The sequence below is a fragment of the Metabacillus sp. KJ11-3 genome, from assembly GCF_055808295.1.
Map to the genome: position 1 here is coordinate 2,776,023 of NZ_CM147865.1, position 14,309 is coordinate 2,790,331.

Consider the following 14,309-nt stretch of genomic DNA (forward strand, 5'->3'; position numbering starts at 1 on the left):
ACTTAATTTTTCATTCCACGGTATGTGCCAGTTGTTAATTCTTTCATATATGGTTCCAGATCCGGCATATTTACATCTTTAGCTAATTTAATTGCATATTGAATATCATACGGTACTCTAACAAACTGAATAGAAAAAGAAGCTTCATCTTTGGAGTCGTATTCCCCTTCTAAAATAACATATGCTGCAGAAGTATGGTCAAGAGGATTCCCTACACTTCCCGTATTAAAAAGAGTTTTTCCGTTAAGATGCTGAATAAAAGCATTATGAACATCACCGTATCCAACTACATCAGGACTACCCATAGAGTTTCCTGTATTTTCTGTGTTTTCAAACATACTTTGACGCTTTTCTATCGAATCCCAAGGTTGTATACGAGTATATAAACTGAACGGTGAGGCATGGAATAATCGAATCATTTTGCCACTCATATAAAAATCAATCGAAAAGGGTAATGATTCCAAATAAACATTCTGTTCGTCTGATAATTGCTTTTGATGCCATTTTAATGTATCAAATTCAGTATCCTTGGTAATAAAATCATCCCAATTCCCCTTTAATACATGCTCACATGTTTGTTTGATTTTTTCAATTGATCCAAAAGAGTCCGGACCTTTACCTACTAAATCTCCAAGACAAAAAATCCTTTTAATTCCTCTTCTTTCAATGTCCTCCAATACAGATGTCAACGCCGGCATGTTTCCATGTATATCAGAAACTAAGGCAATTTGTTCCATTAATAATGCCTCCTTATCACGTCTTTAGCAGCTTGTCCTTTTATTTCCCTGAAGTGAAATGCAAGATTAATTGCACGACGACTTCAGTATATTGGTTTCTTTAGTGTAGCACAAACCAACGATCATTCCGGCACTTTTTTAACGATTAATAAAACAAGCATTCCTAAGCAAACATAGCCAAATATAGGATACAATGATGAAATTAATGAACTATATCCGATCTTACTGATAAATGCTGCCAAACACAAGATCCCACATACAATAATCATTCTTGGTACATTAATAATTGACACAATTTGTCTTTCAAGGCCATACAAATTTCCAATAACTGATGTAAAAACCTCTCCATATATAATGGCAATGTATATATAGTAGACGGCATATAATGTTGATTTCATTACCTCTGCCATCGGTATATCAAATTCAACTACATTTGGTAATGTAGAGAGAGCAATATGACTGCTTACTAAAATAGCTGTTAATAAAAACCCTCCCAACATGCCCCCTCTTTTTAACATTTTTTCATCATTCACTTCATTAGCTAGAGGGACAAGTACAGCTGAAGCCATCGTTAAATTAAAGGCTGCATATGAAAAACTTGATATAATCCATTTATATGAATCAGATGATTTGTTTGGTCTGTATTCAAATGATTCGATTGAAAATGCTTGTACAGCTAACAATAAACTAAAAACTACTAACATTGGAACTACAATAAGATTAACACTAAAAAGACCCTTTACTCCGAAAGTCATGACTGCAATCGTCAACAATATAGTAATGATCACACCAAGTCGAACTGATAGGCCAAGCTGCTCTCTAAAAATTGCTCCTGCTCCTGATAACATGATGGAGGTTAAACCTAATAACACGATAAGCATAAATATATTTACAAATCTTCCAAATCTAACCCCAAATAAGTAAATCATAACATCCTGGTACGATGTAGCTCGTATTCTTTTTGATAAGATGAGCAGTTTTGTTCCAACAAACATAAAAAGTATTCCAGCTAACAAAATACCCGCAAGTCCAAATACGCCGTATTTTGTAAAAAATTCAACAATCTCTCTTCCTGTCGCAAAGCCAGCTCCCACAACAGTTCCTATATAAACAGCAGCAATTTGGAAAGGAGCAATCCACGATCTTCTCATCCAGTACACCTCACTATAGTTAAACAGGCTTGTATCATTATATGAAAGAAAAACAGGAAGATTCTATTTCCTTTCAAGTACCATTTGGAAAAAATTTCATGAATCAAAATAGTTGAATGTCAAATTTGGTCAAAGTATACTATAGTCAAACAAGGTCAAACAATTGATCATTTTTTATCCTATTAGTCAAAGTTGGTCAAGACCTCTAATATCAAAACTATTTGAAAAAGGAGTTTTTAATATGCAATGTGAAAAATGCAAAACAAACAAAGCTACTATTCATTTAAATATTCAAATAAATAAACAACAAAAACAACTAACATTATGTCAAGACTGCTATTCTTCATATAAACAAGCGATTCCTACTGGTTCTGGAGGATTTTCTTCTATTCCTTTTGAGCAATTTTTCAAAGGGTTTCAGCCAAATCCAACTGAAATGGAACAACCACAAAACAAGCAAGGTGGCGGCGGCATCCTTGATCAATTAGGCCGTAACTTAACTTCTGCTGCACGTGCAGGTCTCATTGACCCAGTCATTGAGCGCGACGAAGAAGTAGAAAGAGTCATCGAAATTTTAAATAGACGCAATAAAAACAATCCAGTACTAATTGGTGAGCCAGGTGTCGGAAAAACAGCTGTTGTGGAAGGACTTGCCCTAAATATTGCTAATGGAACTGTACCTGCAAAGCTTGCTAACAAAGAGGTCTATTTATTAGACGTGGCATCACTTGTCGCAAACACTGGTATTAGAGGACAATTTGAAGAAAGAATGAAAAAGTTAATTGACGATTTACAAAATCGCAAAAATATCATTCTTTTTATTGATGAAATTCATCAAGTAGTCGGTGCAGGATCTGCAGAAGGATCTATGGATGCGGGAAACATTTTAAAACCTGCTTTAGCAAGGGGAGAATTACAATTAGTTGGAGCTACTACCTTAAAGGAATATCGTCAAATTGAAAAAGATGCAGCTTTGGAAAGACGTTTTCAACCCGTTATTGTTCATGAACCATCTCTTGAAAAAGCAGTCGAGATCCTTAAAGGTATTCAGGGCAAATATGAAGACTATCATCAAGTCAATTATACGGAAGAAGCCATCCAAGCCTGCGTAAATCTCTCACACCGTTATATTCAGGATAGATATTTACCAGATAAAGCCATTGATTTACTTGATGAGGCTGGCTCAAAAAAGAACTTAATGCAAGTTGCTCCTTCAGTCGCTGAAATAGAAAAACGATTAATTCAACTTAGAAAGGAAAAACAGGAAGCAACAAATACTGAAAACTATGAAGTAGCAGCAAAATTACGCGATGAAGAAAATAAATTAACAGAACAATTAAATCATAACGAAGGAAAAGCCGACATGCTTTCGGTTACTATTGAAGATATCCAAGCAATCGTCGAAAAGAAAACAGGTATTCCTGTAGGCCAACTTCAACAACATGAACAAACACAAATGAAGTTTTTAGAACAGAACCTTTCCAATAAAGTGATTGGTCAAGAAGATGCCGTTAAAAAGGTGGCAAAAGCTATTAGACGAAGCAGAGCTGGTCTTAAATCAAAAACCAGACCAATCGGTTCCTTCCTATTTGTTGGTCCTACAGGCGTTGGTAAAACTGAGCTCACAAAATCATTGGCAAAAGAATTATTCGGATCAGAAGATGCAATGATTCGCCTGGATATGAGCGAGTATATGGAGAAACATGCAGTGTCTAAAATTATTGGTTCACCTCCGGGTTATGTTGGTCATGATGAAGCAGGACAATTAACAGAAAAGGTTCGTCGCAACCCATATAGTATTATCTTGTTAGATGAAATAGAAAAAGCTCATCCTGATGTTCAGCATATGTTCCTTCAAATATTGGAAGATGGCCGTCTAACAGATAGTCAGGGGCGGACTGTAAGCTTCAAAGAAACTGTTATTATTATGACAAGCAATGCCGGTGTTGCAGAAAAACGTGTGACTGTTGGGTTTGAAACTTCATCGAATACTGCTGTTGAAGAAAGCAAACTATTAGAATCATTAGGTTCATTCTTTAAGCCTGAATTTCTCAATCGATTTGATAATATTATTGAGTTTTCTTCATTGGAAGAAGAAGATCTCTTAAAAATTGTCACAATAATGCTTGACGATTTGGCTGAAACTTTAGCAGAACAAGATATTTCCATGACCGTTTCTGATAAAGCAAAAGAAAAGCTAGCTGGACTTGGTTATCATCCAGCATTTGGAGCCCGTCCACTGCGTAGGGTTATCCAAGAGCATGTTGAAGATAAAATTACAGACCTTTTATTGGAACAACAAAAAATCAATCAAATTATTGTTGATGTAGAAAAAGATAACATCATTATTAGTTAATTTGTTTACTGAAGGATTGTCTTAACTGGGCAATCCTTTTTGTATGGATACTACTTACGTCTTCTTTATCAACTAAAAAAGCGATTCATTTTATGTTAATATTTTCATAAAGTTGTATTTTTCAACACTTCAACACTAGGAGGGATATTACATGATTTTGATACGTTTTTTTTTAAAGGCCATCCAAATAAACAGTTGGATACTTATGTTCGCCACATTAACCCTTATATTATCAAGTAGTTATATTATTTACTTTATTGAACCCGAAACATTTGCTAATCCTTTCGAAGGTCTTTGGTGGACAATGACAACCATTGCTACTGTGGGATATGGAGATGTTTCACCTACGACAGTTAGCGGGAAAATATTTGCTATGTTTTTATACATTATAGGGATTGGACTTATGAGTATTTTTATTGGAAAAGTGATTGACTTTTTTAGCATTCGTAAGCGATTAAAGGAGGAAGGAAAAATGGCTATTTCAACAAAAAATCACATTCTATTAATCAATTGGACAAAAAAGGCTGCTATTACACTTGATGAACTCTTAAAAGCATTTGAACATATCCAGGTCGTTATCATTGATGAGCATCTACCTAAAATACCGATTCAGCACGACAGAGTAGAATTTGTAAAAGGCAATCCTGCGAATACTTCTATCCTTGAACAAGCTAACATTCTTCACTCCAAATCAGTTATGATCTTTTCACCAGATGACTTACAAACTGCATCCCAAGCTGATGGTCACACATTATTAATCGGTTCGATGGTTAAAGGAATTGAAAAGGAAAATAATAAACCTATCTATACTCTTTGTGAAGTAACGAATTCTGCACATATTAAGGCATTTGCACATGTAAATGTTAATGAATACATAACAGCTAACGACACAGCTGCACATTTAGCTGCACGATCAATCCTTTTTAATGGCTCAAGTGAAGTTATTCGGCAGCTTACGAGTAATGAAGGCTATGACTTATACTCCATTCCTAAAAAAACCGAATGGAAAACGTATGAAGATGCAAGGAAGGCCCTTTCTAAAAAAGGTGCACTTCTTATTTCAAATGGGAATGACTTTTCAATCATTAACCGATTACAAGAAACAATCCCTGAAGATGCGAATTTATTTATCATTTGTCATGACGATAATTATAAGGATATAGTTTAAAATCCAGGAAACAAGTGAGGAACTTAGTAAAAACTCCCCTATACTCTCACTTGTTTTCATCATTTTATCCATTCTTTCGCATATCTTGTCATGGCCTGTCTTCATTGATCATATACATCCAATGAGGTGTTGTCCATGATGAAGATTTCAACTTTATTTTTGTTCATTTCTTTTTGTTTCCTCTTCTTAAATGGCTCTGCCATAGGCTTTATCCTTTTCCAAGCAAGATTGGGTGATGGATTTGGGATTGCATTATTTTGTGGTACAAGTTTATTTGGCGCACTTTTAGCATCTATCGCATATGAAGAAAAAACCAGCTACTACTCCCGTTTATTTTTCTACAGCAACCTGGTCATTACATTCCTCCCATTCTATTACTATGGTTTTTCACTTATCTTAAGTTAGTACCTCTCAGTCAATAGACTGAATAATCTCCACCTCTTTGATGAGCATTATTTCCTTCAAGTTCCCGACGTCTTTTTTTCATTTCTCTTCTATGATGAACTTAAGAAATTCATTGATTGGAGATGAAAAAAATGTTTTTTAATGAATATACCCATAAGCTGTTATACGATTTTTTTCTTTACGAACTTGAAGAACAAAATAAACTGAACACCCACCTCGATGAAGATGAGCAAGTGTTAAAAACGTCAACCCCTAAAACTTGAATAGTTGCAGAATATGATAATGAATCTCTCCTTGTCATATTCTTTTCACAACTTCTTTGAAGAAACTCTAAAGTTTTTCCTTTTTCCTCCGATATAATACATAAGAAAAATAAGAGGAATTTGGTGATTTACAATGGATAAAACGTCATTATTAGGTTTAGTTTTAGCAGCGATTGCAGTTGGAGTCGGTATGTTTATGAAAGGTGTTAGTCCCGTAGTACTAATTAATCCGGCTGCATTATTAATTATTATATTAGGTACAGCTGCAGCGGTTGTTATCGCATTCCCTACAAGTGAAATTAAAAAAGTGCCAAAATTATTTGGAGTTATTTTCAAAGAGCAAAAAACATTTACTATTCAAGAATTAATACCTTTATTCTCTGAATGGGCTCAGGTTGCTCGTAAAGAAGGCTTACTTGCACTCGAAGCCAAGATAACAGAAGTTGATGATCCTTTCTTAAAAAGTGGATTACTAATGGCTGTTGATGGTCAAAATGCAGAATTTATTCGTGATGTAATGACAGAAGAAATTGAGGCAATGGAAGATCGACATCAAACCAATGCTTCCATTTTTACTCAAGCGGGAACTTACGCTCCAACCCTTGGAGTACTTGGTGCCGTAGTTGGATTGATTGCAGCACTTTCTGATATGAGCAATACGGACGCACTAGGACATGCTATCAGTGCCGCTTTTGTTGCAACTCTGTTGGGGATTTTCACAGGATATGTACTTTGGCATCCTTTTGCAAACAAATTAAAGCGCAAATCACGACAAGAAGCAAAGGTAAAAGAGGTAATCATTGAAGGGGTTCTTTCTGTATTAGAAGGACAAGCACCTAAAGCAATTGAGCAAAAATTATCCACATATTTACCTGTTGCAGAAAGAAATAAACTAAATGCTTCTATCGCCGGGGGAGAGAGCATAGATGGCTAAAAAGAAAAAACATAAACACCATGATGAACATGTAGATGAGTCTTGGCTTGTCCCCTATGCCGACTTATTAACATTACTTCTTGCACTTTTCATTGTTTTATTTGCCATGAGTTCAGTTGATGCACAAAAGTTCCAACAAATCGCTAGATCTTTAAACGCTGCTTTTACCGGTGGTACTGGTGTATTGGAATATCCGAGTCCAACACCTGAGGCACAAATGGAGCAACTAAATGTTGAAAAAGAGCAATCTGAAGAAAATATAGAAGAAGCACAAAAACGGATGGAACAACAAAACTTGCAAAAAATACAGGAAAAAATAAATACGTATATTAAAGATAATCATCTTGAAACGAAATTACAAACAACTTTAACTGACGAAGGATTAATGATTACAATTTTAAATGACATTTTCTTTGATTCAGGAAATGCGGATATACGTTCAAAAGATGTACAGCTGGCAAGAGGAATATCCGAACTACTTGTTATGAATCCTCCCCGGAATATTATTGTGAGTGGACATACAGATAATGTACCTATTAGTAACTCGGATTTTGATTCTAACTGGCATTTAAGTGTAATGCGTGCCGTTAATTTTATGAAGATCCTAATTGAAAATGATAAGCTGGATGCTAAAGCATTTAGCGCTAAAGGGTTTGGTGAATACAAGCCGGTTGCCAGCAACGACACAAAAGAAGGCAGACAGAAAAACAGAAGAGTTGAAGTTCTAGTTTTACCTTATGAACAGAAAGAGTAAACTAAAAAAGGATCATCCTATAACTCAGGATGATCCTTTTTATGATAATTACTCACCTTTCATGATATCATTAGCATGAAAGCCAACCTTTTTAAGAAGCTCTGTAACAAGATTTTTCTCTTCGTCTGTTAAGACGCTGACTATTTCATCTATCTTCTCTTGATGAGTTGGGAAGATCTCTTCGATTAATTCCTGTCCTTTTTCAGTAATTTGGGCATGTGTAACACGGCGGTCATTTGGACATGCTCGTCTTTCCAGTAATCCTTTTTGCTCTAATTTATCAACTACGTATGTGATGCTTCCACTTGCAAGCAAAATTTTTCCGCCAATTTGCTGCAAAGGTTGTGGTCCCTTATGATAAAGCAACTCAAGTACAGCAAATTCAGTTGGATTTAAATTAAATGTGGATATATGTTTATTCACGACATCATTAAAAGCTCGATGTGCACGTGAAAGCACGATAAAAAATTTCAATGATTCTTCAATATTCTTTGTATTAGCCATTTTTCTCAACCCTTTAAAATTATCTTGAATTCAAAATATTGATTAAGCATAATAATAGACTATGTTAATCAGAATGTCAAACAGAACTACATAGCTCCTCTGTTTGGCATTGGTTCCTCATTTAAAAATATCTTACACAAGTTTTTTACTTGAATCAACACTTCATAACTCCCCTATATCAAACAACGAAGGCACACGGAGCCCACTTTAACATATACTTACATAAAGTCGTGTTTACTCCAAGTATTTACAGAATGTTATACCATCTATGAATTCTTTGTTCTAATCAAAATAGATACATGAGTAGTATAATTTTAAAGGTATTTGTTTCTTCGTAATAAGAGATTCAGCTATAATAGTTCTAAATGATAATAAATGAACAAAGGGTATCCATATTAAAAGGAGAAAACTCAAATGTCTGAAGTATTAATAGGTAGTATTTTATCAGCCCTATCAACAGGATTAGGTGCCATTCCAATCCTTTTTTACAAAAAACCATTACACATCGCTGGAGAGACATTTTATTAGCCTTTACAGCTGGAATCATGATGACTGCTGCAATGTTAGGCTTAATACCTGAATCATTAAAATATGGAGGTATAATAGAGGTCTCAATCGGGTTATTTTTAGGTGTTTTAATTCTAACCTCCCTAGAAAGAGCCATTCCTCATATTGACTTAGAGCATACCAAAAGCGGGATAAAATTTGATGAGAAAGCACTTCTCATTATTGCTGCTATAACATTGCATAATATCCCAGAGGGACTTTCTGTGGGGGTTAGTTATGCATCATCAGGCAGCGGTGCAAATGAAACCGGAAATCTCATTGCGTTTGCAATCGGTTTACAAAATGCTCCGGAAGGTTTTTTAGTAGCGCTGTTTTTAATTAATCAAAGTATTAAAAGAGGAAAAGCATTTTTAATTGCAACCGCAACTGGTGCTGTAGAAATTGTTGCTTCATTATTAGGATTTTATTTAACTAACTATGTAGGTTTTCTAGTCCCTTATGGTTTAGCATTTGCAGCAGGAGCTATGCTATTTATTATTTACAAAGAACTTATACCCGAATCCCATGGTGATGGAAACGAACAGTTTGCCACCTATTCCTTTATTACAGGGATCCTATGTATGGTCATCTTAATCAATAGCTTTTAATAATTGAAACAAAGAAAAAATACAGTGGTGTCCACTGTATTTTTTTAATAGGAAAAAGTATCTTGAAACGAAAAAAATTTCATATTTGGAACAAAATGCTGAAAAGTTCCTCTTTTCGGTTTTTTTTCATCTAATAATAACCGTTGATATTCATTTAATAGCTTGTCCAAATCTTGACTGCATTGAACCGCTAATACACTTGTATAACCTTCTCTATTTGCTGTTTCAATCATTTCTTCTCTTTTATTGTTTATTAATTCAAGTAAACTCTTCTTCATGTGTTCAGTATTCATTACATAGCCTCCTAGTTATTCATTTATACGAGAATCTAGGACTTCAAATAGTTATGCATTATCAAAATCCATTTTATTATGACAAAAATTATTACAGAATTTCTCAAATCTGTAAAGACTAAAGCATATTTAGACAATTTTCGCATAATTAAATATGTCAATATTGCAAACATCTTCATTTCATTTTTACTTACTTATATTTTCTTTATTCCCACATTTTGTATTCTTTAAACTTCCCTTCAGATTGATTTTGACATTATATACACATCGATTTTTCTTGATTGGATAGACTATAAAAAAGTTAGGCTGTTTTCCACATACTTTGTTGTTTGTTTTAATGATTAAAAGTGAAATTCCATTCATTTCATCGCGCTCTACTACAGAGTTACTATATTTTCATAACAGCAATATCTGTGAAAACAATGAACAGTTTTTTATAAGGGTAAACGAAAGATGAAATTTAAACAAAAGGAGTATCAAATATGAAGATTTTAATGATCTTTGGTTTTCTTTTTTTGAATATTGCAAGTCCTATGCTTTCTGAGGCTTCTCAACCTACAGGTCCAAAACATGTCGCCATTGTGATTGATGATTTTGGAAATGACATGAAAGGAACAAAGGAAATTCTTTCTTTACCTATTCCTCTTACTGTAGCAGTGATGCCTTTTTTATCAACCACGAAAAAAGATGCAGAGCTTGCACATCAAAAAGGGGATGAAGTGATTCTTCACCTTCCAATGGAACCATTACATGGAAAAAAGAGCTGGCTAGGACCAGGTGCAATTACAAGTAATTTATCAGATCAAGAAGTACGGGATAGAGTCATAAAAGCTATAGAAGATGTTCCCCATGCTGTTGGAATGAATAATCATATGGGGTCAAAAATTACAGCTGATTCACGAATTATGAGAATCATTTTGGAAGTATGTCAGGAGAAAGGTTTATATTACTTAGATAGTAAAACAACTGGAAAAAGTGTTGTTGAAAAATTGGCAAGTGAGTTAGGTGTCCCCTACCTTGAAAACGAATTATTTTTTGATGAACAATATACGACAAGTCATATTGTTAGGCAAGCAAATTTATTATTAAACAGGATTGAGGATGATACTGAAATTATAGCAATTGGTCATGTTGGAATTGCCGGAGATAAAACAGCAGCAGTCCTAAGACAGTATGTACCAAAGGTCAAAGAGAAAGCAAAAGCGGTTACACTATCAGAATTATTTCTTCATCCAGAAGACGTGACAAATTTTCAATAATAGAAAAAAAGAGGGACTGTTCTATATTCGAACAATCCCTTGGTTATTAATTTGTTTTGGCAATGCGGTCGATTGCAGTTACACGAAAATCTTTGTCTTCTAATTTCTTCACGACTTTTTGAAGTTTTTGATCAGATAAATCTCCAGATAAATTTAAAATGATCCTTCTAATATACTCATCACCATTATCTAATGTTAACAAACCTTCGATATTAATATCTTTTACAGCAGTTACTAAATCCTTTATTGCACCTTTATGCTCCTTCGTACCAACTGTTAAAAGAACTCCCCCGGTTTTCATTCCGAAAGAATCTTCTAATACATCCATGATATTTGAATGAGTAATAATACCGGAAAATTCATTTTGTTCATTGATGACAGCTAGGAAAGGCAACCGGCGAATGGATAAAAATGTTTTAAAGAAAGAATCGTCTTCAAATATGTATGCATCTTGATTTTTAATGAATGGCTCAATTTGATCTGTTTCCTTTCCATTATGTTCAACAAAATGCTCCAATAAATGGACTTTATAGATGAAACCAACAAATGTTTTCCCATCATCCTTTAAAACGGGTATTGACCTATACCCTGCTTCCTTTAAATATTCATATGCTTCCTTGACAGTCCATTGACTTTCACAATATTTAACTTCAGCTTTGTTCACATAATGATAGCGAACTTTCATAACACAGCCCCCTTGAAGTGTAATTGATAAAAACTTATCATAGCCCTACTTAATAGTAAAGGGCATTTGAAAATATCCGTTTTCCATGTATATGATATGGTGTTGCATTTTCTTTTCCTGTTACATATAATAATAGTAATAAAAACGGAAAGGGTGAATGTTGAGACAATGAAGTTCTAATCTTTTTTTCAGGCTATTATTATTCATTTATTTATTGAATCTTAATATTACCTAGAGAAATTGGATTAGTCTGCATTCTTCAACATTATACATCCCTTATGAAACTTTTTGATATGTTCTTCCATATCAGAAGCCTTTTTTCATATGCATATGTATTTTTAAAAGAATGATCTCTCTAGGGCTAGGGAGGTTTTTTTATGCTTACAGTACGGAATATTCACAAACATTTTGGTGATCTACAGATTTTAAACGATGTTTCCTTTGAAATAAAAAACCAAGATCGAATTGGGTTAGTTGGTATAAATGGTGCAGGAAAATCAACACTTGCCAACTTGATTTACGGCAGAATAGAGCCTGATAGCGGCACAATCGTAAAAGCTCCCTCACTTAAAATTGGTTATTTAAAGCAATCCGTCGATTTTCAATCAGCAGAAATGTTACATCCTTCTAGTGAATTTCTAGAAAAGACAAGTGAATTAGGACTTTCAAAATACCAATCGTGGGATCATGACCGCCTCTCACATTTAAGTGGGGGTGAAAAACTTAAAATTGCTTTAGCTGAAGTTTGGTCATGTCATCCACATATCCTTTTACTTGACGAACCTACGAACCATCTGGATTTTCAAGGAATTAATTGGTTAATCGAACAACTTAAAACCTTCAAAGGAGCTATCGTTGTCATTTCTCATGATCGTTACTTTTTAGATCAAACTGTTGGTCATATTTTTGACCTGGAGAACGGACATCTTACAACTTATGAAGGAAATTACACTTCTTACTTTAATGAGAAAAAGAAACGCAGAGACGTTCAATTCCATCACTATCATAGCCAGCAAAAGGATATCGCAAGAGTTGAAGCTCAAATGGAGCAATTACAACATTGGGCAGGAAAAGCTCACCGTACAATGCGTGATCAAGAAGGAATGAAAGAATTCCATGGTGTGAAAGCGAAGAAAATAGATCGTGCAATGAAGTCAAAAATGAAAAGACTAAAAAGTGAATTAGAAAAAAATAAGGTTGAAAAACCTTCTGAAGAGAAAAACATTGCATTTCAATTTAAAGCAAACGAAAAAAGAGGAAACCGTATCATTGAGGCAAAAGACCTTATGAAAAAGTATCAAACAAGAATGTTGTTTCAGCAAAGTCATTTTTATATTAAGCATGGAGAAAAAATTGGTATTTATGGACCAAATGGTTCAGGGAAAACAACATTAATAAATATGTTAAGGGGAAAAGAAACAATCACATCAGGTAATTTAACTATTAGCTCCTCACTTAACATCGCAAGTTTAAGTCAGGATGTTGCAGATATGGATATCTCGCAAACAGGTTTAGAAGCATTACAGATCTCAGACCGGACACAACTACTTAAAGCCAGAACAACTCTGGCAAATATGGGAATGGACGCAGAAAAACTGAGTCAACGAGTTGGAACTTTAAGTCTGGGAGAGCGGACAAGAATTAAATTAACAAACATGCTAGTTAATGAATACGACCTCTTAATCCTGGATGAACCGACAAATCATTTAGATTTAGCATGCCGAAATCAATTAGAAAAAACATTAAAAGATTTTTCCGGAACCATTCTTATCGTTTCTCATGATATCTATTTTTTACAACATGTTTGTGATAAACTGTTAGTTTTCGAGGATAAAAAAATTAAACGTATAGAAATGTCGATTGAAGAGTATGAGAAGAAACGAACTACACCTCAAAAATCTATTTCTTCTAGCCAAAAGGAAATAGAAGAAGAATTATTGAGAGTGAACACAGAAATTTCTGCGGTACTTGGTGAGCTTAGCTTATTAACACCGGATTCTGAAAAATATGCAATATTAGATCAAGAATTTCTAAAGTTAACAAAGAAAAAACAACACTTATTAAAAAAAGCGGAGAAATAAAATCTCCGCTTTTTTTCGTCTTATTTAGTTAATTCTTGCTCTTCCTTAAAAGGATGTGCCACCCATCCCTCAGTTTCAATAAATAAACGAACAGCTACAACTTGACGATCTTCCATTAATGTAAAGAAATGAGGATTTCCTTCTGGTACAGATATAACATCTCCCGCTTCCAACTCTACATCAAAATATCCTGTTTGCTCGTCACCTTTGATAATAAAAATCCCATGCCCCGCAGTAATTGCACGAACCTCATCCTCAGTATGTGTATGAACATTTTCAAACTTCTTTAATAGCTCTTCTAGGTTTGGTGTCGCATCTGATAATGCCACGATATCCCAAGTCTTGTATCCTCTTCTTTCAGCTAAATCTTCAATTTCCGCTTTATAAGTTGTTAATATTTCTGATTTTTCTTCATCATTTAGAACGAATTTTTCAACTAAATGTGATGGAAGTTTGCTCATATCCCAATGCTCATATAAAACACCTTGTTTTTCTAGAAATGAAGAAACCTTCTCTTGACCTTCTATAACTTCTTTTGTGTTTCTTACTTTAATAACTGCCATTC

Annotated in this window: 13 protein-coding genes and 1 pseudogene; 8 read left to right on the forward strand and 6 right to left on the reverse strand. The window is 34.3% G+C overall.

Annotation, left to right across the window (positions count from 1 at the left end; genetic code table 11):
- Positions 1-2: 2 nt before the first annotated feature.
- Both AC0L8O_RS14135 and AC0L8O_RS14140 read right to left on the reverse strand, forming a co-directional pair.
- On the reverse strand, positions 3-737 hold the full coding sequence (locus AC0L8O_RS14135; RefSeq protein WP_473443157.1) for a metallophosphoesterase family protein: 735 nt from the start codon (positions 735-737) through the stop codon (positions 3-5).
- A 122-nt stretch (positions 738-859) separates the two neighbouring features.
- Positions 860-1,888, reverse strand: coding sequence for a YkvI family membrane protein (locus tag AC0L8O_RS14140; RefSeq protein ID WP_473443159.1), 1,029 nt, complete (start codon positions 1,886-1,888; stop codon positions 860-862).
- A gap of 241 nt (positions 1,889-2,129) precedes the next feature.
- Between AC0L8O_RS14140 and AC0L8O_RS14145 the strand changes: the two genes are divergently transcribed.
- The 5 genes from AC0L8O_RS14145 to motB all read left to right on the forward strand — a co-directional run bounded on the left by AC0L8O_RS14145 (position 2,130) and on the right by motB (position 7,768).
- On the forward strand, positions 2,130-4,244 hold the full coding sequence (locus AC0L8O_RS14145) for an ATP-dependent Clp protease ATP-binding subunit (protein ID WP_473443161.1): 2,115 nt from the start codon (positions 2,130-2,132) through the stop codon (positions 4,242-4,244).
- Positions 4,245-4,395: 151 nt separating this feature from the next.
- A complete protein-coding gene (locus AC0L8O_RS14150) occupies positions 4,396-5,412 on the forward strand; it encodes a potassium channel family protein (RefSeq protein ID WP_473443163.1) in 1,017 nt (338 codons plus the stop codon).
- A 135-nt stretch (positions 5,413-5,547) separates the two neighbouring features.
- Complete coding sequence (locus AC0L8O_RS14155) at positions 5,548-5,817, forward strand: hypothetical protein (RefSeq protein WP_473443165.1); 270 nt, start codon at positions 5,548-5,550, stop codon at positions 5,815-5,817.
- Positions 5,818-6,213: 396 nt separating this feature from the next.
- Positions 6,214-7,014 carry a flagellar motor stator protein MotA gene (motA, locus tag AC0L8O_RS14160; RefSeq protein ID WP_473443167.1) on the forward strand — a complete coding sequence of 267 codons (801 nt, stop codon included), beginning with the start codon at positions 6,214-6,216 and terminating at the stop codon, positions 7,012-7,014.
- Positions 7,007-7,768, forward strand: a complete 762-nt coding sequence (gene motB / locus AC0L8O_RS14165) for a flagellar motor protein MotB (RefSeq protein WP_473443169.1) — start codon at positions 7,007-7,009, stop codon at positions 7,766-7,768. Before motA ends, motB begins: the two co-directional genes overlap by 8 nt.
- A gap of 48 nt (positions 7,769-7,816) precedes the next feature.
- On the opposite strand, the gene AC0L8O_RS14170 is transcribed toward motB, so the two are convergent.
- The gene (locus AC0L8O_RS14170; protein ID WP_473443171.1) at positions 7,817-8,272 is read right to left on the reverse strand and encodes a MarR family winged helix-turn-helix transcriptional regulator; all 456 of its coding nucleotides are present in this window, start codon (positions 8,270-8,272) and stop codon (positions 7,817-7,819) included.
- A 414-nt stretch (positions 8,273-8,686) separates the two neighbouring features.
- On the opposite strand from AC0L8O_RS14170, the pseudogene AC0L8O_RS14175 reads away from it, so the two are divergent.
- Positions 8,687-9,426, forward strand: a pseudogene (locus AC0L8O_RS14175) (ZIP family metal transporter).
- A 44-nt stretch (positions 9,427-9,470) separates the two neighbouring features.
- On the opposite strand, the gene AC0L8O_RS14180 reads toward AC0L8O_RS14175, so the two are convergent.
- Complete coding sequence (locus tag AC0L8O_RS14180; RefSeq protein WP_473443173.1) at positions 9,471-9,719, reverse strand: Spo0E family sporulation regulatory protein-aspartic acid phosphatase; 249 nt, start codon at positions 9,717-9,719, stop codon at positions 9,471-9,473.
- 482 nt (positions 9,720-10,201) lie between these two features.
- On the opposite strand from AC0L8O_RS14180, the gene AC0L8O_RS14185 reads away from it, so the two are divergent.
- Entirely contained in the window at positions 10,202-10,978 is a 777-nt protein-coding gene (locus tag AC0L8O_RS14185; protein ID WP_473443175.1) for a divergent polysaccharide deacetylase family protein, read from the forward strand.
- A 46-nt stretch (positions 10,979-11,024) separates the two neighbouring features.
- Here AC0L8O_RS14185 and cbpA read toward each other — a convergent pair whose 3' ends face one another.
- The gene (gene cbpA, locus AC0L8O_RS14190; protein WP_473443177.1) at positions 11,025-11,663 is read right to left on the reverse strand and encodes a cyclic di-AMP binding protein CbpA; all 639 of its coding nucleotides are present in this window, start codon (positions 11,661-11,663) and stop codon (positions 11,025-11,027) included.
- A gap of 377 nt (positions 11,664-12,040) precedes the next feature.
- Between cbpA and abc-f the strand changes: the two genes are divergently transcribed.
- Positions 12,041-13,744: a ribosomal protection-like ABC-F family protein gene (abc-f, locus tag AC0L8O_RS14195; protein ID WP_473443179.1), complete on the forward strand. Its 1,704-nt coding sequence runs from the start codon at positions 12,041-12,043 to the stop codon at positions 13,742-13,744.
- 20 nt (positions 13,745-13,764) lie between these two features.
- Here the strand turns inward: abc-f and AC0L8O_RS14200 are convergent, their stop codons facing one another.
- Positions 13,765-14,307 carry a 1,2-dihydroxy-3-keto-5-methylthiopentene dioxygenase gene (locus tag AC0L8O_RS14200; RefSeq protein WP_473443181.1) on the reverse strand — a complete coding sequence of 181 codons (543 nt, stop codon included), beginning with the start codon at positions 14,305-14,307 and terminating at the stop codon, positions 13,765-13,767.
- Positions 14,308-14,309 lie beyond the last annotated feature (2 nt).